This is a genomic window from Micromonospora sp. BS32 (assembly GCF_059089345.1).
Map to the genome: position 1 here is coordinate 1 of NZ_JBSSHR010000014.1, position 22,780 is coordinate 22,780.

Here is a 22,780-nt window from a genome sequence, read left to right on the forward strand (position 1 = left end):
CATGGCCTACGGATTCCACTCACCCCACGCCCTCATCGCCCTGGCCATGCTCAGCCTCGGCGGCCACCGACCCCAACTACCCAACAGATGACCACCACCGACCCACAAACCCAGCAGAAGACCCATAAATATGACTCTCAGGCATATCGCTCCCCGGCATTTCCGGGGGGTGGGCACTACCCTGCGTGACCATCCGGCGGAGGCGCTGGCCCGGACCCGCGCCCGCAGGATCAGTGGGCACAGCAGTGCGGCGGGCGTCAGGCGTCGGCCCGGCGGACGAAGGTCTCCAGCACCTCGCCGCCGTACCACTCGGTGCGCCGGCCGAGGTGGGTCATGCCGAGCCGCCGGGCCACCGCCATCGACGGTTCGTTGCCGGGCGAGACGACCGCGTACACCTGCGGGGTGCCGGCGGCGAACTCGCGCTCCAGCACCGCCCGGGCCGCCTCGGTGGCGTACCCGTGGCCCCAGGAGTCCGGGTGCAGGTGCCACCCCACCTCGATGTCGGCGGTCTCGGTCACCCCGTCCGCGCCGGGCAGCGGCTTGAGGATCAGGGTTCCGGCGACCCGGCCGGTCTCCCGGACCTCCATCGCCCAGGTGCCGTACCGGCCGCCCTGCCCGGCGTGCCGTTTCCGCCAGATTGCCAGCCGGTCCAGGGCCTGGGCCGGGTCGGTCAGCGGCAGGCCGGACGCGGCCAGCCAGCGGGTGATCTCGGTACGGGAGTAGATGTCGAAGATCCGGCCCAGGTCCTCGGGCGAGTCGGTCCAGTCCCGCAGCCGCAGCCGCTCGGTGGTGAGCACGGTCATGTCGCGGGATCGTAATGCGTGCCCCGGGCCGGGAGGGGGAAGGAGACCGCGATGGGCGACGCATGGCAGCGCACGAAGCGGATCACCAGCGCCGCGCTCCGGCCGGTACGTGGCCGGGACCTCTCGCTGCACGCCGCCGCGATCACCTTCTACGGGGCGATCGCCGTGGTGCCCGTCGCGCTGCTGGCGATCTGGCTGACCTCGCTGCTGGCCGGCGGCGAGCGGGTCCGCCGGCTCACCTCGTACGCCGTCGACACGCTGCCGAGCGCGATCGGCGCCCCCCGCGCGGTGGACGCGCTGGTCGCCGCCGGGGTGCAGTTGACCCCGCTGCTGGCGCTGGCCTCGCTGCTGCCCGCGTCGCTCTACGGCGAAGGGCTGCGTCGCGCGTTCGTCTCCGTCGCCACCCCGCCCAACCCGGACGAGTCGATGATCGGCTGGCGGGGCCGGTTGCTGCTGCTGCCGATCCTCGCCCCGGCCCCCGCGCTGCTGCTGTCGATCCTGATCGCGCTGCCCACCACCACCCGGCTGGTCCGCCAGGGAGGCTGGATCGGCGCGCTCGGCGTGGTCCTGTCGTTCCTGGGGGTGTGGCTGGTGCTCACCCCGGTGCTGATGTGGGTGTTCCGGGTGGTCGGGCCCGCCTCGCCGGACTGGCTGTCGACGCTGGCGGTGGGGTCGTTCACCGCGGCGAACCTCTCCGGCTTCCTGCACGGGTTCGTGCTGTTCTGCTCGCTGCCGCTGGACCTCGGCGCCCCGTTCGGCGGGTTCGACCCGATCGGCGGCGGCGTGGCGGTGCTGCTCTGGCTCTACCTGTTCCACGTGATCGTGCTCGCCGGCTATTCCGCCACCCTCGCCCTGTCCCGTTGGCGGGGCATCCGGGCGGCCGGTGCCTGACTCCCTCCCGCCGGCCGCTTCGCGGCACTAGGCTGCCCGGGCATGAGCGAAGCGAGTGAGCTGCCGTCCCGCGCCGACGTGGTAATCGTCGGGTCCGGGCACAACGGGCTGGTGTCCGCGATCCTGCTGGCCCGGGCCGGGCTGGACGTGCTGGTGCTGGAGGCCGCCGAGGTGATCGGCGGCGCGACCCGCACCGAGAACCCCTTCCCGAAGGTGCCCGAGCTGCGCCACTCCACCGGGTCGTACCTGCTCGGGCTGATGCCGCCGGAGCTGCTCGCCGCACTCGACGTGCGCATCCCGGTGCTGCGCCGCGACCCGCACTACTTCCTGCCCACCCCGGGCGGCCTCGGTTCGCCGTACCTCCTCTTCGGTAGCGACACCGCGGCCACCCGGCGGCAGCTCGCGGAGTTCTTCTCCCCCGCCGACGCGGCCGCCGACGACGCGCTCCAGGCCGAGCTGGCGCAGGTCCGCGCGGACCTGGCGCCGGCCTGGCTGGCCGAGCCGCTGCCGGTGGACCAGACCGCCGAGCGCTACGTCCGCCCGGAGCTGCGGCAGGCCTTCGTCGACCTGGTTCGCGGTTCGGTCGCCGACTACCTGGCCCGATTCGAGTTCCGCTCCGAGCTGCTGGTCAGCATGTACGCGGTCACCGACGGACTCTCCGGACTGAACGCCGGCCCGGACGACCCCGGCACCGGGCACAACTTCCTGGTGCACAACATGTGCCGGCTGCCGGGCGCGGACGGCACCTGGATGATCGCCGAGGGCGGCATGGGCACCGTCTCGCGGACCTTCGCCGACGCCGCCCGGTCCGCCGGGGCGAAGATCCTCACGGGTACGCCGGTCAGCGCGATCACCCTGGACGGCGGTGCGGCGAGCGGCGTGGTGCTGGCGGACGGGCGAGAGGTGGCCGCCCGGGTGGTGCTGGGCGCCTGCGACCCGTACCGGCTGATGGACCTGCTGCCCGACGGCGCGCTGCCGGCGCCGCTCGGCGAGCGGATGGCGGCGGTCCGCCGCCCCGGCACGACGCTCAAGCTCAACCTGGCGCTGACCGGGCTGCCCCGCTTCTCCTGCCTGCCCGAGGGGGCGCCGAGCCCGTTCGGCTCCACCATCCACCTGCTCCCCGGCTCGGCCTCGCTGGTCGGGGCGGGCGGCGGCGAGTCGCCGATGGCCGCGCTGCGGGCCATGTGGGCGGACGTGCAGGCCGGGCGGCTGCCCGAGGAGCCGACCATCGAGTGGTACCTGCACACCACCGTCGACCCGTCGCTCTCCGACCCGGCCGGGCACCACTCGTCGGCGCTCTTCGTCCAGTCCGTCCCGTACGAGCTGGCGGGCACCACCTGGGACGAGGCGCTCCCGGGCTACGTCTCACGCCTGATCGAGATCTGCGAGCGGTACGCCCCGGGCACCGGTGACCTGATCGCCGACGCGGTGCCGCTGCCGCCGCCCGGCATCGAGGCGCACTTCGGCATCAGCGGCGGGCACATCCACCACGTCGACAACACGGTCTCGTTCACCGACCGGATGCCGTACGCCACCGGCATCGACGGCGTCTACGCGGGCAGCGCCGGCTGCCACCCCGCCGGCAGCGTCATCGGCGCCGCCGGCCACAACGCCGCCCGGCGCATCCTCACCGACCTCGGTCGCTGACCTCGCCGCCGGCCCCGGCGGGGGGCAGGTCGCCGGGGCGGCGGACGAGGGAGAGGCCGACGAGCAGCAGGTAGAGGAGCAGGCTGAGGATCGGGTCGACGAAGACGAAGGCGAAGGCGATCAGGTAGAGCAGCGGGCGCACCAGCAGTCGCCGCGAGACCGCCCGGGCCAGCTGGGGATCCAGGTCGGGGTGGAGCAGACGCCGCTGCCGGGCCCACCACCAGCTCAGGTTGAAGAAGAGCGACTCACCGAGCACGGTGCCGAGGTAGAGGGCGGCGGTCAGCCGCTGCTCGGTCGCGCTACCGCGCAGGTTGTCCGAGAGCAGGTCGGCGGTGAACGGGATCGCGGCCACGAAGAGCAGCACGAGCAGGTTGAACACCAACAGCACCTGATCCACCCGGACCACGTACCGCCACATGTTGTGGTGGCCGAGCCAGATCTGGCCGGCGATCCCGAAGGTGATCACGTACGCCAGGTAGGTCGGCCAGGCGTGGGCGAGGGCGTCGGGGAGCTCCCTCCCGCTCTCCCGGGCCGGGCCGTTCTGGAGCAGCTCGACGGCCATCACCGTCAGCACGACCGCGAAGACCCCGTCGCTGAACGTCTCCACCCGGGAGGCGTCCCGGGTCATCTCCCGGTCCCGCCCGTAGCGGTACTGCTTCTCCCCCGTGCCCGCCCCCGTCACGCCGCCCCCCTTCCGACCTCATGGTCACCCGGCGGGGACGGCGTGCGTGAGGAAACTCAGCTGAGCGCCTCCCCGGCGGGGGCCGGGGTGTCCGCGTCCACCCGGTGGGCGCGGACCTTGTGGCCCACGCTGGTCAGGCAGCGGCCGCTGGGCAGGTCGAACTTCCAGCCGTGCAGCTGGCAGGTGAGCTGGTCGCCGTCGACGATGCCGAACCGGGTCAGGTCCGCCTTCAGGTGCGGGCAGCGGCGCTGCACCACCCAGTCGCCCAGGGTGATGTCCTCGGCGTCGCTGCTCCGCTCGTGCTCGTCGTACCAGCCCTCGGCGTACTGGAGACGCTCCTCGGACAGGCACTTGAAGAAGGCGTAGACGAACTCGTTGTACTGGCCGATCCGGGCCGCCGAGAAGCGGCAGGACAGGAAGAGCGAGTTGACCCAGTCCACCTCGCCGATGTGCAGCAGGTGCTCGATCAGCGCCCGCTCGGTCCGGAACCGGTAGCGGACCTTCTCGTCCGCGTACGGCCGGACCTCCTTGCCCGGGAAGTCCACCACGATCGACTCGACGCTCTCACCGTCGTAGCCGACCAGGTCGAAGCGGACCGGGCCGCCGACGCCCTTGGCCAGGTAGATGGACTCGTCGAGCAGCGGCTCGATCCGGCGCTTCATCTCGCCGAGGACGTCCACCTCGGGGTGCCGCCAGGACACCTTCTCCGCCTCGATGATCGGGCGCTTGCGCTCCCGCATCTCCTCCAGGTGCGCGACCTTGTTCGCGAAGAACTCCTGCACCGGCACCGGGTGGGTGGTGGTCGCGCCCTCCGTGGTCACCTCGGCGATGCTGCCCGGCAGCAGCACGATGCCGTTGGTGCCGCCGACCTTGGCGTACTCGGCGAGGAAGACCGACTGGTCGGGGAAGATGTTCCCCTCGTCGCCGTGGATGTCGTTGAACTGCCACAGGTCGTCGTCGAGGAAGCAGGGCGGGCCGGCGATCGGGAAGACGTGGTCGGCCTTCAGGTCGTCGATGTAGCGCCAGGTGCGGTCGAACTGCCGTTCCCGCTTCTGCTTGCCGAACGCGGTCTTCGCCGACTGCGGCAGCTCGTAGACCATCGGGTACCAGATCGCGCCGGAGAACTGGAGCAGGTGCGCGTGCACGTGGCCCAGCTCGGCGAAGACGCCCAGGTCGGTCGGGCGGGCGTCGTTCTGGTTGAGCAGCCGGACCCCGTCGTACTCCACCCAGAGCGAGGAGTCGCCGATCGGGCCGTCGGTCGGGCTGGTCAGCGCCTGAATCATGATCTTCAGGCCGCCGGGCAGCTCCACGACCTGCTCGTTCGGCGCCCTGAGGAACTTCGTGAAGCCCAGCTCCCGCAGCTCGTCCTCCATCTCCGAGGTGGGGAACTCGGGGAGCAGGACAGTGGCGTCCTTGGAGACGAACTCGCGCAGCTGCTTCGCGTCGAAGTGGTCCCGGTGCAGGTGCGACACGTACAGGTAGTCGACCTGGCCCAGCGCCTCCCAGTCGAGCAGGGAGTTGTCGGGAAACGGGAACCAGGAGGCGAAGTAGGCCGGATTGACCCACGGGTCGCACAGGATGCTGCCCGCGGCCGTGTCGATCCGCATGCTGGCATGTCCCGTACCGGTCACTCGCACCGCAGTCCCCCTCAAAACGACAATCAAGGTGTACGTCAGAACGCTACCGGAGGCAGTCTGACCACCGCCCCGCGACGCCGGTAGAGCGTTCCGGCCACCCGAAGACAGGTCCAACGGCCCGGGCGCTCAGGCCCGGCTGAGCTCCGACCAGCTCCGCCGCTGGGGCGCGCACGTCGCCGCGATGCCCAGGTTCCAGAACGCCGGACGGCGGCAGGTCCGGGTGCCGGCGCACCAGCCGTTCCAGCAGCTAGGCAGCGACCGGCCAGTCTTCCGCCTCCCACGCCTCGTACGCCGTCTTGAGCAGCTCACGGTCGTCGGCGCGGCTCATCCGCTCCCCCATCCGGTCGGACCCTGCGCCGGGCCCGGCACGGGGCGTGCCAGACTAACCGGAGATCCGATCGCGAGGGAAGGACCGACAGTGGCAGGAAGCGAGCCGGTAACCGCGCCAGATCAGCACAAGCCCGGGCACCGCAAGTCGGGGCGCATCGGCGCGGTGCTGTCGGCGGTGGTGTTGGTGGTCATGGCGCTCTGCGGCAACCACGAGGGCAGGGTCGAGGACATCTGGCTGATCGGGTTCGCCGTGGTGCTGCTGACCATCGTCGGGGCCGACGCGGTGCTGCGCCGCAACGGCCTGCGCTCCTGATCCGACCGGCGCACCGCGCGGGACATGCACGAGGGCCCGCCCCCGATCAGGGGGCGGGCCCTCGTGCGTACGGGATCAGCGACCGAAGAGGATGTCCTGCACGTCCTTGAGCGCGGCGTCGACCTCGGCCTCGAAGTAACCGCCGGGCACCAGGCCGAAGCGCAGGGTGTCCAGGTCCTTCGGGTTCACCGGCATCGGGTTGCGCCCCTGCATGCCGCCGAGCAGGGTCTCGAAGAACCGGTCGACCTGGTCCGGGTCGTACCCGCTGCCGAAGCGGCGCACCTGGAAGCTGCGGCGGATCTGGTCGACCCGGTAGAGCTCGCTGCCGGGCGGACCGGCCATCGGGGGGCCGACCATCGGCGGACCACCGACCGGCGGGCCGGCCATCGGCGGCGGACCACCCATCGGCGGGCCGCCCAGCGCCTGCGGCGGACCGGCCGGGCCACGGCCACGCATGTCGCGCTCCCGCTCCGGCATCCGGATCTCGGCGGTCATGTCGGTCCGACCGTGCCGGCCGGCCTCGAAGCCGTCGAACCGCGGCTCCTCCTGGCCGTAGCCGCCCTGCTCCTGGCCGTAGCCGCCGGGCTCCTGCCCGTAGCCGCCCGGACCGGCGGGCAGGCCGCGCTGCGGCCCACCGTGGCCCATCCCGCCCGGACCCATCGGCCCCGGCCCGCCGGGCCCGGCCGGGCCGCGCGGCGCGTCGTAGCCACCCCGGGGGGCGTCGTATCCGCCGGCGAACGCGCCGGTGGGCTCGTCGTAGCGGTTGCCGTAGCGGTCCGGCGGGCCGGCCTGGGCCGGCATCGCGCGCGGCGGCAGCGGCTGCGGTACGGGAGACAGCCCCCGGTGATCGTCGCGCATCGGCGGGCCGAGCCGGTCGGCGCTGCGCGGGTCGCCCCCGCGGCCACCGAGGCCACCGCGCTCCTCCAGCTCGGCGAGCTGCCGCTCGACCCGGTCCAGGTGCAGGTCGACCTGCCACTCGTCGTAACCGTTGAAGCGAACCCGGAAGACGACGTCGTGGACCTCCTGGGAGGCCACGGGCGCGCCGACCGGCTGGCCGGCGAGTGTCGCCTCGACCCGGTCCAGGAAGGCGTCCACCTCGTCGACCTTGTATCCCCGGCGGAGCGCCTTACGCCGGAAACGCTGACCCTGACTCGCCACTATGTCTCCTGGTCTCGTTCGCTACGCCCGGTCACGCCCGCGCGGCGCGTCGGTGTCCCTGTCCGTGGCGGCGGCCAACTGCCCGCACGCACCATCGATCTCACGCCCGCGGGTGTCACGCACCGTGGTGGACACCCCGGCCTCGCGCAGCCGCCGGACGAACTCCCGCTCGACCGGCTTGGCGCTCGCGTCCCAGCGGCTGCCGGGTGTCGGGTTGAGCGGGATGAGGTTCACGTGGGCCAACCTCCCGGCCAGCAGCCGCCCGAGCAGGTCGGCTCGCCACGGCTGGTCGTTCACGTCCTTGATCATCGCGTACTCGATCGACACGCGGCGCCCCGTCCGGGCTGCGTAGTCCCACGCTGCGTCCAGCACCTCGGCTACCTTCCAGCGCTGGTTGACCGGCACGAGTTCGTCGCGCAGATCATCATCGGGCGCGTGCAGCGACAGCGCAAGGGTCACTGAGAGGTCTTCGCTGGCCAGTCGGCGGATGGCCGGAACCAGGCCGACCGTGGAAACGGTGATGTGCCGCTGCGAAAGGCCGAGCCCCTCGGGGGCCGGCGTGACCAGCCGACGGATCGCCGCGACGACCCGCGCGTAGTTCGCCAGCGGCTCGCCCATGCCCATGAAGACCACGTGCGACAACCGCGGCGGGGAACCGGCCACCGCTCCGGAGGCGGCGACGCCGGCGAGGTAGACCGCCTGGTCGACGATCTCGGCGGTGGACAGGTTGCGGGTCAGCCCGGCCTGGCCGGTGGCACAGAACGGGCAGGCCATGCCGCAGCCAGCCTGGCTGGAGATGCAGACGGTGACCCGATCCGGGTAGCCCATCAGCACGCTCTCCACCAGCGCGCCGTCGTGCAGCCGCCAGAGCGCCTTGCGGGTGGCGCCGTCGTCGCAGGCCAGCTCGCGTACCGGGTTGAGCAGGGTGGGCAGCAGCGCCCCGGCGAGCCGCTCGCGGGTGGCCGCGGGCAGGTCCGTCATCTGCTCCGGATCCCGCACCAGGCGCCCGAAGTAGTGGTTGGAGACCTGCTTCGCGCGGAAGGCGGGCTCGCCCAGCTCGGTCACGAGCGCCTGCCGGCCCGTCAGGTCCAGGTCGGCGAGGTGGCGCGGCGGCATCGCGGGCCGACGCCCCGGGGCGTCAGGGTCTACGGGGATCACAGGCAGGCTCGTCATGGCGGGTCCAGTCTGTCACGCCGAATGGCGGACGCCGCTGTCCGGAGGTGCCGAATCGGCCGCCACCGGGCGGACCGGGCGGGTGACCGGCGGTGATTCATGCCTCATCCCACCACCGGCACGAAGACCGCCAGCAGCAGGTAGGCGGTCGGGACGGCGAAGAGGATCGAGTCCAGCCGGTCCATCAGGCCGCCGTGCCCGGGAAGCAGGTTGCTCATGTCCTTCACGCCGAGATCGCGCTTGATCATCGACTCGGCGAGGTCGCCGAGGACCGCCGCGACCGAGACCGCCAGGCCGAACAGCGCGCCCCACCACGGCGCCACGTCGAAGAGCAGCCAGATCAGCACGGCGCTGCCGACGGCCGCCGCGGTGACCGAGCCGGCGAAGCCCTCCCAGGACTTCTTCGGGCTGATCGACGGGGCCATCGGGTGCTTGCCGAAGGACACCCCGGCGGCGTACCCGCCGGTGTCCGAGAGCACCACCGCGACCAGGGTGACCAGCAGTCGCAGCCGGCCGTCGCCGGGGGCCGCCGCGAGCAGCGCCGCGAACCCGGCGAGGAACGGCACGTAGACGGCGATCAGGGCGACGGCGGTCATGTCCCGCTGGAACCCGGCGGGCCCGTCACCCAGCCGCCAGATCATCGTGCCGAGCACGGTGACCAGCAGGCCGAGGCTGAGCGCGTCCGGCCCGGCGAACCAGGCCAGACCGACGGTGAGCACCCCACCGGCGATCAGCGGGACCAGCGGCGGGTGGGCGCCGCTGCGGCGGACCGCGCGGGCCATCTCCCAGATGCCCACGGCGACCGCGACGGTCAGCACCGCGAGGAAGCCCGGCAGGTAGAAGAAGAGCGGCACCAGGATCGCGGCGCCGAGGCCGACCCCCACCCCGATCGCGGCGGGCAGGTTGCGGCCGGCCCGGCCGGTGGCGGCCTGCTTCGTGGCGGGCCGGTCGGCGCTGGCCCGGCGTCGCCCGCGCTGCCGGCGGCCGGTCGGCGGCTCCGGCTCCGGCTCGCGTTCCGCGCGGACCGGGGGGAACTGGCTGGTCGGCAGGTCGTCGTCGCGGGCCGCGGCGAACTGCGAGGTGGCTACCTCGTCGTCACGCAAGGGGCGCGCGGGAGCGCGGTCGTACCGGTCGTCGTCGCGGGCCCGGGCCCGGTCGTACCGGTCGTCCGGTCCCGAAGGGCCGTCGTACCGCGGGCCGTCGTACCGCGGGCCGTCGTACCGCGGGCCGTCGTACCGCGGGCCGTCGTACCGCGGGCCGTCGTACCGCGGGCCGTCGTACCGCGGGCCGTCGTACGGGTCGACGTCGGGCCGGTCGGGGCGGTGCGCGTGCGGGCGGGGGCGAGCCTGCGGGCCGGCGTAGAGGTCCGGGCCGGACTGCCGGGTCCACGGCTCGACGTCATGCTCCGGCCAGGGCAGCGCCGACGGCCGGTCCGGACGGTCCGGCCGGTCCCAGCCGCGAGGCTCGGTGCCGCCGTAGGGGTCAAGGTGGGACATCACGCACCGAACGGCAGCGGTACGAGTTCGACCACATGACGCAAGACCAAGACCATCCCCTACAGGCGTGACTGTTCCGTCCGGTTGACCGGCCCGTCGGCCGACCGATCCCCGCCGTTCACCGCACGGTGGCCGGGAATCGTGCCGAGCCTACTGCACCCGCCGTCCCGGCAGGGCGGACGAGGGCGCACCGGCGCCCGGTGCCGGCCAGATCGGTGGTCCCGACGACGCGAGGCCCGCTCCCCGGTCCGGGGGCGGGCCTCGTGACGTCCCGACGGAGCGCTCCGTCCGGGTGACTACACCTCGAGCAGCTCGGCTTCCTTGTGCTTGACCAGCTCGTCGACGGTGGCGACGTAGCGCTGGGTCACGTCGTCCAGTTCCTTCTCCGCGCGGCGGCCGTCGTCCTCGCCGACCTCCCCGTCCTTGACGAGGCGGTCCAGCTCTTCCTTGCCCTTGCGCCGGATGTTGCGGACGGCGACCTTGGCTTCCTCGCCCTTGTGCCGGGCCACCTTGATCATCTCGCGGCGCCGCTCCTCCGTCATCTGCGGGAGCAGGATGCGCAGCTGGTTGCCCTCGTTGTTCGGGTTCACCCCGAGGTCCGAGTCGCGGATCGCCTTTTCCATGGCGTTGATCTGCGAGTTGTCGTACGGCTTGATGATCACCATGCGAGGCTCGGGTACGCCGATGGACGCCATCTGGGGCAGCGGGGTGGGGGTGCCGTAGTAGTCGATGATGACCTTGGAGAACATGGCGGCGTTGGCGCGACCGGTGCGGATGGCGCCGAACTCTTCCTTGGCGTGCTCGATGGCACGCTCCATCTTCTCCTCGGCCTCGAGGAGGGTGTCGTCGATCACCGGTCTCCTCGCCTCCTTCTGTGCTCGTCGTGGGCTCTGCTGGTGTCGTCGGAGGACCGCTGCGGCGGTCGGCGGGGCGGTCAGGCGGTGATCAGGGTGCCGATCTTTTCGCCGCCGACAGCCCGGATGATCGTGTCGTCGCCCTGGGCGCCGAAGACCAGCATCGGCAGGCCGTTCTCCATGCAGAGGCTGAACGCCGCGGCGTCGGCCACCCGCAGGTTGCGGCGCAGCACCTCGGAGAAGGTGATCGAGTCGAACTTGCTCGCCGTCGGGTCGATCCGCGGGTCGGCGCTGTAGACGCCGTCCACGCCGTTCTTGCTCATCAGCACCACGTCGGCGCGGATCTCCAGCGCCCGCTGGGCGGCCACGGTGTCGGTGGAGAAGTACGGCATCCCGGCGCCCGCGCCGAAGATCACCACGCGGCCCTTCTCCAGGTGCCGGATCGCCCGCAGCGGGATGTACGGCTCGGCGACCTGGGCCATCGTGATCGCGCTCTGCACGCGGGTCTCGATGCCCTCCTTTTCCAGGAAGTCCTGGAGCGCCAGGCAGTTCATCACCGTGCCGAGCATGCCCATGTAGTCGGCCCGGGCCCGGTCCATGCCGCGTTTCTGCAGCTCGGCGCCCCGGAAGAAGTTGCCGCCGCCGACCACCACGGATACCTGCACGCCGCGGCGGACCACGGTGGCGATCTGCCGGGCGATGGCCTGCACGACGTCCGGGTCGACGCCGATCGCGCCGCCGCCGAAGACCTCACCGGAAAGCTTCAGCACCACCCGGCGGGCCCGCCCGGGGGGCGGCGCCGTCGGGTCGTCCGATTCCAGGCTCCGGTCACTCACAACCTGCGTCATCCGCCCCGCCCTCTCCGCGCACGTCCAGCGTGCCGCGTACCGCATACCTGCCGCTGCCGACCCTATGTGACGAGGAGGCCGCGGTGCCTGTCACGTACACCAGCGACCTCCTCGTCCTCCGTTGCGTGCCCAGCGGGCGCCTCAGGCGCCCGGCCCGGCGGCTCAGGCCTGGCCGACCTCGAACCGCAGGAAGCGGGTCACCTCGATACCGGCCTCGGCCAGCATCTGCTTCACGGTCTTCTTGTTGTCGGCCACCGACGACTGCTCGAGCAGGACGTAGTCCTTGAAGAAGGCGTTGACCCGGCCCTCGACGATCTTCGGCAGCGCCGCCTCGGGCTTGTTCTCCTCGCGGGCGGTCTGCTCGGCGATGCGCCGCTCGGACTCGACGACCTCGCCCGGCACCTCGTCGCGGGTGAGGTACTTCGGGCGCATGGCGGCGATCTGCATGGCGGCGGCGCGAGCGTCGGCGTCACCGGCCTCGTCGGTCTTGCCGGCGTACTCCACCAGCACGCCGACGGCCGGCGGCAGGTCCTGGCTCTTGCGGTGCAGGTAGACCGCGACGTTGCCGTCGAGCTTGGCGAAGCGGTTGAGCACCAGCTTCTCGCCGATCTTGGCGGACTGCTCCTGGACCAGGTCGGCGACGGTCTTGCCGTCCAGCTCCGAGGCGAGCAGCTCCTCGGCGTTGGTGACGCCGCTGCGCTCGCCGTGCTCGACCAACTGCTGGGCCAGGGCGACGAACGCCTCGGTCTTGGCGACGAAGTCGGTCTCGCAGTTGAGCTCCAGCAGGGCCTTGCCGGAGTGGGCGACGAGGCCGTTGGCGGCGGTGCGGCCGGCCCGCTTGCCGACGTCCTTGGCGCCCTTGACACGCAGGATCTCGACGGCCTTGTCGAAGTCGCCCTCGGCCTCGGTCAGCGCCTTCTTGCAGTCCATCATGCCGGCGCCGGTGAGGTCGCGGAGCTTCTTGACGTCCGCGGCGGTGAAGTTGGACATGACTCTCTCTTCGATGTCGGAACTGCGGTGGATGGTCTGAGGTGCCGGTTACCCGGAACGCGGCCGAATGTGCCCGGCGTACCCGCCGCTCCCCGCCGCCCGGGTCAGCCGGGCGGCGGGGAGACGGCGTGCGGTCACTCCGCGGCGGCGGCGGCCGGCTGCTCGGTCGCGGCGGGCTGCTCGGTCGCGGCGGGCTGCTCGGTCGCGGCCGGCTGCTCGGTCGCGGCCGGCTGCTCGGCAGCGGCAGCGGCGGGCTTCTGCTCGCCGGCCTTCTTCGCCGGCTCCTCGAGCAGCTCGCGCTCCCACTCGGTCAGCGGCTCGTCGGCGCCGACCTGGCCCGGCTCGGGCTTCTCGTCGCCACCGCGGCGACGGCCGGAGCGGGCGATCAGACCGTCGGCGACGGCGGCGGCCACGACCCTGGTCAGCAACTCGGCCGAGCGGATCGCGTCGTCGTTGCCCGGGATCGGGAAGTCGACCTCGTCCGGGTCGCAGTTGGTGTCGAGCACCGCGATCACCGGGATGCCCAGCTTGCGGGCCTCGTCGACGGCGATGTGCTCCTTCTTGGTGTCGACGATCCAGACCGCGGCCGGGAGCTTCTGCATGTCCCGCAGACCACCGAGGGTCTTGGTGAGCTTGATCTTCTCGCGGGAGAGCTGCAGGGTCTCCTTCTTGGTGTAACCGGCCGCGGTGCCGCTCAGGTCACCCAGGGCCTCCAGCTCCTTCATCCGCTGAAGGCGCTTGTACACCGTCTGGAAGTTGGTCAGCATGCCGCCGAGCCAGCGGTGGTTGACGTACGGCTGGCCCACCCGGGTCGCCTGCTCGGCGATGGCCTCCTGGGCCTGCTTCTTCGTGCCGACGAAGAGGATGCTGCCACCCTCGGCGACGGTGTTCCGCACGTAGTCGTACGCCTTCTCGATGTAGTCGAGGGTCTGGCGCAGGTCGATGATGTAGATGCCGTTGCGCTCCGTCATGATGAAGCGCTTCATCTTCGGGTTCCAGCGCCGGGTCTGGTGCCCGAAGTGGACACCGCTCTCCAGCAGCTGACGCATGGTCACGACGGCCATGGTGGGGTACTCCTCAAGATCCCTGGTTGTCACGCCCGGCCGGTGGCCGCGCGTCCTGGCGCCTGGTCGCCGGCCAGGGTGGGCCCGACCAAGATCGGGACCAGGGAGGCCGTCGCCCCACGAGGAATCGTGGAGAGGGCGCGCGAGGTCGACCGCGCGAGGCGGTCGCCAGTCGCTCAGTGTACGCCCTTGTCCCGCTACCTGGCCCAGGGGTGCGCGGACCCGGCCCGGCGGACCTGGTCACCCCGCCCGCCGGACCGTCCGGCCGCTGTCACACCGCCGCGCCGGCCCGGCAGTCTCCGCCGGGCCGCAGGCGCAGGGGCCGTCAGCCGGCGGCGAGCGCCGCGGCGACGAAAAGGACCAGACCCACGGTCAGGTATGCCGTCGGCGGGCGCAGCCAGCCCCGGCCACCGTCGGCCATCGCCAGCCCACCGGTACGCAGCCCGTACAGCCCGGCCGCGAAGATCGGCAGCCCGGCGACCAGGAAGGTGCCCACCACGACGTGGGAGGTGGAGACCGGGTCGCCGGTGAGCCCGTGCAGCAGCACCCGCAGGGCGGGCAGCTCGAAGACGGCGACCAGCACGCCGAGGATCACCGCGAGCGCCGGCCGCCGGGTCCGGTAGACGCCGTCGGAGGGCGCGCCGGCGGGACGGTACGCCCCGTCCGGGCCGGCCGCGCCGTCCAGGCGGGGCACCACCGGGGGCATCGGGCCGGTCGGCATCTCCAGCGGGTGGGCCGGCTCGGCCGGCCGGCTCGGCTCCACGATCGGGTACCCGCCGAGCGGGGCCGCCCGGGCCGGCTCGGGGCGGTCCGCCGGGCCACCCCCCAGCGGACCGGCGGCGGAGTTCACCAGCGGGTCGACGCCGCCGGCACCCCGCGGGCCGGCGGGGACGGCCGGCGCATCCGCGCCACCCGGCTCGCGGGCCGCGCGGCGGCCACCGCGCTCGCCGGGCAGCTCGCCGGAGACGTCCGGGTCGTCCGTTTCCGACCGGCGGGAACGGGTCCGGCGGTATCCCTCGGCATCGCCCCGGGGCTCAGCCAGCGGGTCGGCGCCACCGAACCGTCCCGGATCGCCGTACCGACCGGTCGACTCGGCGTACCGGCCCTCCTCGGCGACTCGCGGCTCCGGCGCGCGGAACTCGTCGTCGCGCGGGCGGTCACCCGCCCCGCGCCAGTCGGACTCGCCGTAGTCGCGCTCGCGCCCGGCGGGGTACCAGCGCGGCTCCTGATCTTCGGGATAGCTGCGTCGTGCGTCCACCTCCGGCACGGTATGCGACCGGCCCCACCCGCGCCATTCGCCCCAGCCCGCACCGAGGAGGGTCATCACGGACACACGGAGAGTGATCAGCCTCGCGGCTCCCGCCCGGTCCGGCCGCCCGTCGTGGCCCATCCGCGGAAGTCCACGACCGTGGGTCCCGTAGCACACCGGCCCCTTGATCGTCCGGTCGTCCACAGGGCCGCCCGTCGTCCACAGCCGCGCCGGCGGCAGCGGCGGGACGGCCGGCCGGTGCCCCACCGTGACGGCCATGACGAAGCGGAACCAGGCGGTCGGCGCGTACGGCGAGCGGTGCGCCGTCCGGCACCTGATCGGGGCGGGGCTGCGCCCGGTGGCCCGCAACTGGCGCTGCCGGGACGGCGAGATCGACATCATCGCCTGGGACGGCCCGGTGCTCGCCTTCTGCGAGGTGAAGACCCGCCGCAGCGAGGACTACGGCAGCCCGGCCGAGGCGGTCGTACCGGCCAAGGCGCGCCGGCTGCGCGGGCTGGCCGCCCGCTGGCTGGCCGAGACCGGGACGACCGCCGACGAGGTGCGCTTCGACGTGCTGTCGGTCCGGCTGCCGGTGGTCGGCGCGGCCCGGGTCGAGCACCTCAAGGGCGCCTTCTGATGGGCGCGCCGAGCGCTGGGGCGGCGACGTGAGCTACGCCAAGGTGTGCTGCGTCGGGCTGGTCGGGGTGACCGGGCACCTGGTCGAGGTGGAGGCTGACCTGGCAATGGGGCTGCCCGCGGTGGTCATCTCCGGGCTGCCCGACACCGCGCTGCACGAAGCCCGGGACCGGGTGCGCGCCGCCATCGTCAACTCCGGGCAGCGCTGGCCCAACCGACGGATCACCCTCAACCTGCTGCCCGCGACGATGCCCAAGTACGGCTCGGCGTTCGACCTGGCCATCGCGGTGGCGGTGCTGGGCGGCTCCGGTGAGCTGCCGCTGGCGCCGCTGGAGAATGTGGTGGTTCTCGGCGAACTGGGCCTGGACGGCGCGGTCCGCCCGGTGCGCGGGGTGCTCCCGATGGTGGCCGCCGCCGCGCGGGCCGGCCGGGACCGGGTGATCGTGCCGCTCGACAACGCCGCCGAGGCGGCGGTCATCCCGGGGATCCGGGTCCGGGCGGTCGACACCCTGCACCGGCTGGTCTCGTTCGTCCGCGACGGCAGCCCGCTGCTCGAACCGCCCACCGACCCGCCGCCACCGGCCCGGGACGGCCCGGATCTCGCCGACGTGGCCGGGCAGGGGCTCGGCCGCCGGGCACTGGAGGTCTCCGCCGCCGGCGGGCACCACCTCGCCCTGGTCGGGCCGCCCGGCGCGGGCAAGACGATGCTCGCCGAGCGGCTCCCCTCGATCCTGCCGGAGCTGGACGACGACGCGGCGCTGGAGGTCACCGCGCTGCACTCCATCGCCGGGCTGCTCCCGCCCGGCGGGCGCCTGCTGCGCCGGCCGCCCTTCCAGGCGCCGCACCACACCGCGACCGTGCCGTCCCTGGTCGGCGGCGGGTCGGGGCTGGCCCGTCCGGGCGCGGTGTCGCTGGCCCACCGGGGCGTGCTCTTCCTCGACGAGGCGCCCGAGTTCAGCAAGGGCGCGCTGGAGGCGCTGCGGCAACCGCTGGAGAACGGCCAGGTCCAGCTGACCCGCAGCGGCGGCGCCACCGAGTACCCGGCCCGCAGCCAACTGGTGCTGGCCGCCAACCCGTGCCCCTGCGCCAAACCGGCCGGCGACGCGTACTGCGAGTGCAGCCCGCTGGCCCGCCGCCGCTACCTGGGCCGCCTCTCCGGCCCGTTGCTGGACCGGATCGACGTGCAGGTGAAGCTGCTGCCGGTCCGGGCGGCCGAGCTGATGGAGACGACCGTGGTCAGCGAGTCCTCGGCGACCGTGGCGGCCCGGGTGGCGGCGGCCCGGCAGGCGGCGGCCGTTCGCTGGCGCCCGGTCGGGCGCAAGCTCAACGCCGAGATCCCGGGCCCGCACCTGCGCCGGCCGCCGTGGCGGCTGCCCGCGCGGGACACCGCCGAACTACGCGGCCGCCTCGACTCCGGCGCGATCTCCGCCCGGGGCTTCGACCGGATCATCCGACTGGCCTGGACCATCGCCGACCTGGACGGCCGGGACCGGCCGCACCGCGACGACGTCCGCGAAGCCACCCAACTGAGGACGGGGGAAGGGACATGACCACCAGCGAGGAGCGACTGCTGGCCCGGGTGGCGCTGACCTGGCTGGCCGAGCCGGGGACCCGGGCCGTGTACCGGCTGGTCCAGCAGCTCGGCCCGGTCGCGACCCTGGACCTGCTGCTCGACGGCGGGGCGCAGGACTCGCGGCTGCGCGCCGCCGTAACGGCCCGCTCGACCGCCGGGGACGCCCGCGCCGCGGCCGCCGAGGCGCTGGCCCGCACCGAACGGGTGGGTGCCCGGATCCTCACCCCGGAGGACGGGGAGTGGCCGGGCCGCCTCGACGACCTGCGCCGCCTGGTGCTGCCCGGGGCGAGCCGCCGGGTCGACCTGGAGACCGCGCCGCCGCTCTGCTTCTGGGTACGCGGCGGCTGGCCGCTCGGCGAGGCGCTGGATCGTTCGGTCGCCGTGGTCGGGGCGCGGGCGGCCACCCCGTACGGCGTCCACGTCGCCACCGCGACATGCCGTTAGACGGGTTAGCATGACGGGCATGATCGCCGATTTCTACGGACGCAAATCGACCGCCGACCAAGGAAAGAGCGTCGGCCAGCAGGAGACGGACTACCGGGACGACTGCGCGCGGGAAGGGCTGACCCCTGGCCGGGTGTTCGCCGACCCGGACCGCTCCGCCAGCCGGTACGCGCGCAAGAGCCGGCCGGATTACGCGTCCCTCCTGGAGCACATCCGCACGGGTGGCTGTGAGCTGCTGTCCCTCTGGGAAGCGAGCCGGGGCAGCCGGGATCTCGGCGAGTGGGTGTCGCTGCTGGACTTGTGCCGGAAGCGGGGCGTGCGCATCCGGATCATCACCCACCGCCGGACGTACGACATCCGCAACCGCCGGGACTGGCGGACGCTGGCGGATGAAGGTCTGGACTCCGCCGACGAGTCAGAGAAGATCAGCGAGCGGACCGTCCGTGGCAAGCGGTCCGCCGCGCTGGCTGGACTGCCGGCCGGTCCGACCCCGTACGGGTACACCCGTGTGTACGACTCTCACGGCCGGTTCGTGGAGCAGGTGGAGCTACCCGAGCAGGCGGCGATCGTGCGGGAGATCGGTACGGCGGTGGCGAGCGGGGAGCCGAACGCGTCCATCGCGCGCCGGCTCAACGATCGGGCCGTCCCGTCGCCCCGCGGTGGCCGGTGGACCGGTGGGCATATCAAGGTGCTGATCTGCAACCCGCGCTACGCCGGTCGGCGGTTGCACCAGGGAGAGGACTTCGGCCAGGCAGCCTGGCCGGCTCTGCTGGACGCGGAGACGTACCGGCTGTGCGTGGACCGGCTGACCGATCCGGGTCGGCTCACGCAGCGCGGAACCGAGCTGAAATGGCCCCTGGCCGGCGTACCCGTGTGCGGGCTGTGCGAGGGCAGGCTACGGACGTTCCGCTCGGCCAAGGGGCGGACGTACCTCTGCCACGGTTGCGGGAAGATCGCCATCAAGGCGGACGCGCTGGACGACTTCGTGTCCACGATGGTCCTGGAGCGGTTGCGCCGGCCGGACGCGGGGCAGCTCTTCGCGCCGGCCACGGATGACGCCGTGCTGGCCGCCGCTCGGGACGAAGAGCGGGCGCTACGGGCGCGGCTGGCGGAGTTCCACGCGGAGGCGCGTAAGCCGTTCGGACTGTCCGCCGCTGCGGTGGCCGCCGCGGAGCGGGATCTCACGCCGTTGATCGAACAGGCTGCGGCGAAGGTGCGCCGGTTGGCCACGCCTCCGGCTCTGGCCGCTCTGGCACAGGTGAACATCCCGGAGCGGTGGGACAGTCTGACCGTGCGCCAGCGCCGGGACGTGATCTCCGCTCTCGTGGAGCTGCGCGTGGGTCCGGCCGTGCGTGGCCGTGGCTACTTCGACTTCGGGCGGCTCGCGGAGAGTCGGTGGCACGGGGACGCCCGGACGTGGGGCGATCACTGGTCCGAGTAGTTACAAAGAACTGCCTACGAAATTGAGGTACCTACTCGATTTGTAGGCAGTTCTTCGTATGCCTGAGTCCATTCTTAGTTAGTCCCCTATAGGGGCTGAGGTGTACGCCACACGAATGGGAGTCAATAGCGCTTCGCAGTGGACGTAGCACTTCGATAAAGTGGACCTATCGCAAGGGAGCAGGACAGCAACTACCTCGCACGGCGGTATCCGGCATTCGTCGCCGTGCGACCTGTAAACCAGGGACCTAGTCCCACCTTCTGACCGGACAGCGGGAGCATCGGGTAGCCCCGGGCACCGGCCAACCGACTATGGCGCGACAGCCTGACCCCCGGTAAGGGTCGCAAAGGTTGATTCGTTCCGAGGCGCGCACTCGGCGGGGTTAGGAGCCGGTTAGCACCGGCAGAGAACCCACTCACCAATCCCTTTTGTTGAGTGGAGCAATCATGCCCATGACCACGGAGCAGCGCCGCGCCGCCGCTTTCAAGATGACCCCGGAAGCCCGGAAAGAGCGCGCCCGTAAGGCGCACCTGGCCAGCGCCGTCAACGCAGTCGTCAACCGAGCCCCGGACCTGTCCGCCGATCAGGTGGCCCGACTCCGCGCAGTGTTCGCCCCGGTGGTGGCGCGCTGATGAGCGCAGAGAAAAGCCGCCCTGCCGGGGGCGGCTCTCACAACTCCTACGCTGACACCGAGTCTACCGGAACTGAGTCAGTTTTGAGTATGTCGCCGGAGGAGACGGCGCGGGCGCTCGATATCGCGCGGAATCTCGTCAAGGCCGGCATCCCCGTATTCTCCGCCGCGCCGAACAACTCCGAGCCGGGCACGTTCCACCTCCCGAACGGCTGGCAGGGCATCCGGCCGGATGAGTCGTGGATCGACCGGTGGAAGCCGGGTTGGGCGCTGGCGGCGGTCGGTGGCCACCTGGCCGACGTCCTGGACGTGGACCCGCGCGACGGCGGAGACGCCAGCGCGGACGAGGTGCGGGCCGCCGGGCAGTGGCCGCGATCCTTCGGCCGACAGGCCACGCCGAGCGGCGGCACGCACGATCTGATCAGCGCGACCGGTGAACGCAAGATCACCGGATTCATGCCTGGCCTGGACCTCCAGTCGGGCGCGGCGGAGCCGGATCAGCATGGGACGCACGGGCGTGGTTTCGCGTTCATCTCCCCCACCGTGCGCCCGTCCAAGTACGGACCGAGCAAGGGCAAGCCAGTGCCGTACCGGTGGATCGTGGAGCCGGACACGGAGGCGCTGGCCGAGTACCGGGGCGCGGACGACTCCACGGAAGGGATCGTGGCGCGCGTCCACGCCAAGCGGACCCGGAAGGCCACGGCGTCCGCGCCGGCCGGGGCGGTCGCTGACGCGCCGGACGTGCTCCGCCGAGTGACGCAGCTACGGGACGAGCTGGCGGCGGCCGGAGACGGAGCCAACGACCTGGCCGCGCGGCTCGCGTGGAACGTCGGGCAGTACGCGGGAGCCGGGCAGATCGACGCGGGACAGGCCACCGAGATCATGTACTCGGCGCTGGACGACTGGACGTACCGGCACCCGGGCGACCGGGACAAGATGCGGACCACGATCCGCAGCCAGATCGAGAAGGGAGCCGCGTACCCGCGCCCGTGGGAAGCGCCCCGGGTGGCGGTGGACACCACCGGCCAGGCCGCGCCGGAGCCAACCGTGGACGCCGTGGACGCGCTGCTGTCCCGGATGCTCGACCGGGACGCGCTGGACAAGATCCCGGCCCCCACGCCGCTGATCCGGGACGTGCTCGACCTGGACTCGGAATCGTGGGTGATCGGCGCGCCGGGTGGCTTCAAATCCTTTGTGGCGCTCGATTGGGCGTGCCACGTCGCGCTCGGGATGCCGTGGCAGGGCAAGCCGGTCACGCAGGGGCGCGTGGTCTACGTGGCCGCAGAAGGGCAGAAGGGCATCCCGCTCCGGGTCAAGGCATGGGAGGCCATGTACGGGCGGCGCGTGGCGGACGTGCTGTTCCTGCCGGAGCCGGTGCAGGTGAAGGACGGCCAGACGGACCGGACGGGACAGGCGAGCGCGGCGTGGCGCGTGCTGGTGGAGGCGTGCCGCCGGTTGGGTCCGGTGCTGATCGTGCTGGACACGCAGGCCCGGATCACGGTCGGTATCGAGGAGAGCAGCAACACGTCCATGGGCGTGTTCATCGACGCCGTGTCGGCACTCAAGCGGGCTACCGGTGCCTGCGTGCTGGTCGTCCATCACATCGGGCGCAACGGCCAGGACGCACGCGGCGCGTCCGCGCTGGACGGCGCGCAGGACACGGAGATCCGGGTGGAGCGCAAGGGCAAGCGCGAAGAACTCCGGGCCAGGATCAGCACAGACAAGCAGAAGGACGGGGACGAGTCGGTCCGGTTCGACGTGCAGCTACAGGTGATGGACCTCGGGACCGATCCGGAGACGGACCGGCCGCTGTCGTCCCTGGCACTCAGGCCGCTGGACCTGTTCGCGGAGCCGGTGCGGGAAGAGCCGGACTGGGTCGCCAACCTGACGCCCAATCAGGTGGACGTCATGCAGGCCATGCGCGCCGCGTCCGACGAAGTGGGCGCGACGCGGGCTCAGGCCCGTAAGTGGGTCAGGGATCACCGCGCGGTGCAAGGGCGTCCGGACATGCCGGAGACCTCGTACGACTCCGCCGTGCGTGACCTGGTGAAGAAGGAACTGCTCATCCGGCAGGGTGCCCGGATCGTGCTGGCGGAGTGCGCGGAAGCCTCCGCCTGACGGCCAGGACTACTCAACCCCTCCACCCCGATGAGTGGATCTTGATATCCCACTCAACCCAACTCAAGATCCACTCATCGGGACACCCTCTCTGACCTGCATTTCTACTCAACTCAACTCAACCCCTACTCACCTACTCAACTACTCAACTCACACCCCCCTAAGGGGGTGAGTTGGGTGAGTGGGTGTCCTGGCCGGAAGGAATCGACCATGAGCACCACTACCACCGGCTACCTGGCCGTCAACCCCACCACCGGCCGCGTCTCCCTGCTCGTGCCGTGCGAGCCGTGCTCCGCCTTCCACTGGCACGGAGCCGGCACCGTGGAGCAGCCCCTCCACGCGCCCGGAGACGTGACCGACCGGGCGTCGCACTGCCCGAACGGCAACGAGTACGAGCGGATCACCGTACGGCCGGAGCCGTACGACCGGGCATGGGTGACGCCGCAGCGCGGCCGGTTCTCCGCCGCGTACCTGCGCCACCTGGACGCGGCCCGGTGAGCCAGTGGAGGGAGGCTCCGCCCGGCGGCGCGGACGAGTGGCGGATGCCCAACGGTCGCGCGGAGATCGTGGCCGAGCTGGAGCTGTGCGACGTGCCGCTCAACGCGACCCCGACGGAGGCGTGCTGCGCGCTGGAGCTGTCCGGTAGCTGGGTCGCTCGCGGCCCGATGGCTGCCGCACTGCGCGTCCGGCGCGAGCGGGTGTCCGTGCTGTCCGGACACGTGGACAGCTAGGACAGGACAGACAAGGGAGCCCCGGACAAGTTGTCCGGGGCTCCCTGCTGATCGTGTCCGCGAAGTTGTCC

General features: G+C 72.3%; 21 protein-coding genes and 1 pseudogene. 11 read left to right on the forward strand and 11 right to left on the reverse strand.

The annotated features are described in order from the left end of the window. Positions 1-257: 257 nt before the first annotated feature. Complete coding sequence (locus tag AC5RWQ_RS20445; RefSeq protein ID WP_494284313.1) at positions 258-803, reverse strand: GNAT family N-acetyltransferase; 546 nt, start codon at positions 801-803, stop codon at positions 258-260. Between the two features lie 51 nt (positions 804-854). Between AC5RWQ_RS20445 and AC5RWQ_RS20450 the strand changes: the two genes are divergently transcribed. Next, positions 855-1,694, forward strand: a complete 840-nt coding sequence (locus AC5RWQ_RS20450) for a YhjD/YihY/BrkB family envelope integrity protein (RefSeq protein ID WP_494284314.1) — start codon at positions 855-857, stop codon at positions 1,692-1,694. Positions 1,695-1,736: 42 nt separating this feature from the next. Beyond that, on the forward strand, positions 1,737-3,341 hold the full coding sequence (locus AC5RWQ_RS20455) for a phytoene desaturase family protein (RefSeq protein WP_494284315.1): 1,605 nt from the start codon (positions 1,737-1,739) through the stop codon (positions 3,339-3,341). Here AC5RWQ_RS20455 and AC5RWQ_RS20460 read toward each other — a convergent pair. After that, positions 3,322-3,969, reverse strand: a complete 648-nt coding sequence (locus AC5RWQ_RS20460; protein WP_494284433.1) for a TMEM175 family protein — start codon at positions 3,967-3,969, stop codon at positions 3,322-3,324. The two genes, AC5RWQ_RS20455 and AC5RWQ_RS20460, sit on opposite strands and share 20 nt — an antisense overlap. Positions 3,970-4,079: 110 nt before the next feature. Beyond that, on the reverse strand, positions 4,080-5,660 hold the full coding sequence (locus AC5RWQ_RS20465; RefSeq protein ID WP_494284316.1) for a Rieske 2Fe-2S domain-containing protein: 1,581 nt from the start codon (positions 5,658-5,660) through the stop codon (positions 4,080-4,082). A 418-nt stretch (positions 5,661-6,078) separates the two neighbouring features. On the opposite strand from AC5RWQ_RS20465, the gene AC5RWQ_RS20470 reads away from it, so the two are divergent. Next, on the forward strand, positions 6,079-6,303 hold the full coding sequence (locus tag AC5RWQ_RS20470) for a DUF2631 domain-containing protein (protein WP_334482744.1): 225 nt from the start codon (positions 6,079-6,081) through the stop codon (positions 6,301-6,303). 75 nt (positions 6,304-6,378) lie between these two features. On the opposite strand, the gene AC5RWQ_RS20475 is transcribed toward AC5RWQ_RS20470, so the two are convergent. The 8 genes from AC5RWQ_RS20475 to AC5RWQ_RS20510 form a co-directional block, all read right to left on the reverse strand. Beyond that, positions 6,379-7,461, reverse strand: coding sequence for a DivIVA domain-containing protein (locus tag AC5RWQ_RS20475; RefSeq protein WP_494284317.1), 1,083 nt, complete (start codon positions 7,459-7,461; stop codon positions 6,379-6,381). A gap of 21 nt (positions 7,462-7,482) precedes the next feature. Next, the gene (gene rlmN, locus AC5RWQ_RS20480; RefSeq protein WP_494284318.1) at positions 7,483-8,634 is read right to left on the reverse strand and encodes a dual-specificity RNA methyltransferase RlmN; all 1,152 of its coding nucleotides are present in this window, start codon (positions 8,632-8,634) and stop codon (positions 7,483-7,485) included. A gap of 104 nt (positions 8,635-8,738) precedes the next feature. Further along, positions 8,739-10,130 (reverse strand): phosphatidate cytidylyltransferase, encoded by a 1,392-nt coding sequence (locus tag AC5RWQ_RS20485; protein WP_494284434.1) that lies wholly within the window; start codon positions 10,128-10,130, stop codon positions 8,739-8,741. 296 nt (positions 10,131-10,426) lie between these two features. Beyond that, entirely contained in the window at positions 10,427-10,984 is a 558-nt protein-coding gene (frr, locus tag AC5RWQ_RS20490; RefSeq protein WP_334482752.1) for a ribosome recycling factor, read from the reverse strand. Between the two features lie 80 nt (positions 10,985-11,064). After that, positions 11,065-11,832 carry a UMP kinase gene (pyrH, locus tag AC5RWQ_RS20495; RefSeq protein WP_334482755.1) on the reverse strand — a complete coding sequence of 256 codons (768 nt, stop codon included), beginning with the start codon at positions 11,830-11,832 and terminating at the stop codon, positions 11,065-11,067. A 162-nt stretch (positions 11,833-11,994) separates the two neighbouring features. Next, a complete protein-coding gene (tsf, locus tag AC5RWQ_RS20500) occupies positions 11,995-12,822 on the reverse strand; it encodes a translation elongation factor Ts (protein WP_494284319.1) in 828 nt (275 codons plus the stop codon). A gap of 134 nt (positions 12,823-12,956) precedes the next feature. Continuing rightward, complete coding sequence (gene rpsB / locus AC5RWQ_RS20505; protein ID WP_494284320.1) at positions 12,957-13,886, reverse strand: 30S ribosomal protein S2; 930 nt, start codon at positions 13,884-13,886, stop codon at positions 12,957-12,959. Positions 13,887-14,211: 325 nt separating this feature from the next. Beyond that, on the reverse strand, positions 14,212-15,153 hold the full coding sequence (locus AC5RWQ_RS20510; protein WP_494284321.1) for a hypothetical protein: 942 nt from the start codon (positions 15,151-15,153) through the stop codon (positions 14,212-14,214). Positions 15,154-15,412: 259 nt separating this feature from the next. Between AC5RWQ_RS20510 and AC5RWQ_RS20515 the strand changes: the two genes are divergently transcribed. From AC5RWQ_RS20515 to AC5RWQ_RS20550, 8 genes and pseudogenes are all read left to right on the forward strand, one after another. Next, positions 15,413-15,772, forward strand: coding sequence for a YraN family protein (locus AC5RWQ_RS20515; protein ID WP_334482765.1), 360 nt, complete (start codon positions 15,413-15,415; stop codon positions 15,770-15,772). Between the two features lie 28 nt (positions 15,773-15,800). Next, positions 15,801-17,321, forward strand: a complete 1,521-nt coding sequence (locus tag AC5RWQ_RS20520) for a YifB family Mg chelatase-like AAA ATPase (RefSeq protein ID WP_494284322.1) — start codon at positions 15,801-15,803, stop codon at positions 17,319-17,321. Beyond that, positions 17,318-17,773: pseudogene (locus AC5RWQ_RS20525) on the forward strand (DNA processing protein DprA); the annotation flags it as partial. The gene AC5RWQ_RS20520 and the pseudogene AC5RWQ_RS20525, both read left to right, overlap by 4 nt. 34 nt (positions 17,774-17,807) lie before the next feature. Then, the gene (locus AC5RWQ_RS20530; RefSeq protein ID WP_494284323.1) at positions 17,808-19,229 is read left to right on the forward strand and encodes a recombinase family protein; all 1,422 of its coding nucleotides are present in this window, start codon (positions 17,808-17,810) and stop codon (positions 19,227-19,229) included. 452 nt (positions 19,230-19,681) lie between these two features. After that, positions 19,682-19,861: a hypothetical protein gene (locus tag AC5RWQ_RS20535; RefSeq protein ID WP_494284324.1), complete on the forward strand. Its 180-nt coding sequence runs from the start codon at positions 19,682-19,684 to the stop codon at positions 19,859-19,861. After that, positions 19,861-21,978, forward strand: a complete 2,118-nt coding sequence (locus tag AC5RWQ_RS20540; RefSeq protein ID WP_494284325.1) for an AAA family ATPase — start codon at positions 19,861-19,863, stop codon at positions 21,976-21,978. The genes AC5RWQ_RS20535 and AC5RWQ_RS20540 overlap by 1 nt, the downstream gene beginning before the upstream one ends. Positions 21,979-22,188: 210 nt before the next feature. Further along, positions 22,189-22,476 carry a hypothetical protein gene (locus AC5RWQ_RS20545; protein WP_494284326.1) on the forward strand — a complete coding sequence of 96 codons (288 nt, stop codon included), beginning with the start codon at positions 22,189-22,191 and terminating at the stop codon, positions 22,474-22,476. 44 nt (positions 22,477-22,520) lie between these two features. Next, positions 22,521-22,709 carry a hypothetical protein gene (locus AC5RWQ_RS20550; protein WP_494284327.1) on the forward strand — a complete coding sequence of 63 codons (189 nt, stop codon included), beginning with the start codon at positions 22,521-22,523 and terminating at the stop codon, positions 22,707-22,709. Positions 22,710-22,780 lie beyond the last annotated feature (71 nt).

What these genes read in the sequence shown, in the direction of transcription:
- AC5RWQ_RS20445 (WP_494284313.1), bottom strand. Translation starts at nt 803, where the DNA reads ATGACCGTGCTCACCACCGAGCGGCTGCGGCTGCGGGACTGGACCGAC.
- AC5RWQ_RS20450 (WP_494284314.1), top strand. Translation starts at nt 855, where the DNA reads ATGGGCGACGCATGGCAGCGCACGAAGCGGATCACCAGCGCCGCGCTC.
- AC5RWQ_RS20455 (WP_494284315.1), top strand. Translation starts at nt 1,737, where the DNA reads ATGAGCGAAGCGAGTGAGCTGCCGTCCCGCGCCGACGTGGTAATCGTC.
- AC5RWQ_RS20460 (WP_494284433.1), bottom strand. Translation starts at nt 3,969, where the DNA reads ATGACCCGGGACGCCTCCCGGGTGGAGACGTTCAGCGACGGGGTCTTC.
- rlmN (WP_494284318.1), bottom strand. Translation starts at nt 8,634, where the DNA reads ATGACGAGCCTGCCTGTGATCCCCGTAGACCCTGACGCCCCGGGGCGT.
- AC5RWQ_RS20485 (WP_494284434.1), bottom strand. Translation starts at nt 10,130, where the DNA reads ATGTCCCACCTTGACCCCTACGGCGGCACCGAGCCTCGCGGCTGGGAC.
- pyrH (WP_334482755.1), bottom strand. Translation starts at nt 11,832, where the DNA reads ATGACGCAGGTTGTGAGTGACCGGAGCCTGGAATCGGACGACCCGACG.
- tsf (WP_494284319.1), bottom strand. Translation starts at nt 12,822, where the DNA reads ATGTCCAACTTCACCGCCGCGGACGTCAAGAAGCTCCGCGACCTCACC.
- rpsB (WP_494284320.1), bottom strand. Translation starts at nt 13,886, where the DNA reads ATGGCCGTCGTGACCATGCGTCAGCTGCTGGAGAGCGGTGTCCACTTC.
- AC5RWQ_RS20515 (WP_334482765.1), top strand. Translation starts at nt 15,413, where the DNA reads ATGACGAAGCGGAACCAGGCGGTCGGCGCGTACGGCGAGCGGTGCGCC.
- AC5RWQ_RS20530 (WP_494284323.1), top strand. Translation starts at nt 17,808, where the DNA reads ATGATCGCCGATTTCTACGGACGCAAATCGACCGCCGACCAAGGAAAG.
- AC5RWQ_RS20535 (WP_494284324.1), top strand. Translation starts at nt 19,682, where the DNA reads ATGACCACGGAGCAGCGCCGCGCCGCCGCTTTCAAGATGACCCCGGAA.
- AC5RWQ_RS20540 (WP_494284325.1), top strand. Translation starts at nt 19,861, where the DNA reads ATGAGCGCAGAGAAAAGCCGCCCTGCCGGGGGCGGCTCTCACAACTCC.
- AC5RWQ_RS20545 (WP_494284326.1), top strand. Translation starts at nt 22,189, where the DNA reads ATGAGCACCACTACCACCGGCTACCTGGCCGTCAACCCCACCACCGGC.
- AC5RWQ_RS20550 (WP_494284327.1), top strand. Translation starts at nt 22,521, where the DNA reads ATGCCCAACGGTCGCGCGGAGATCGTGGCCGAGCTGGAGCTGTGCGAC.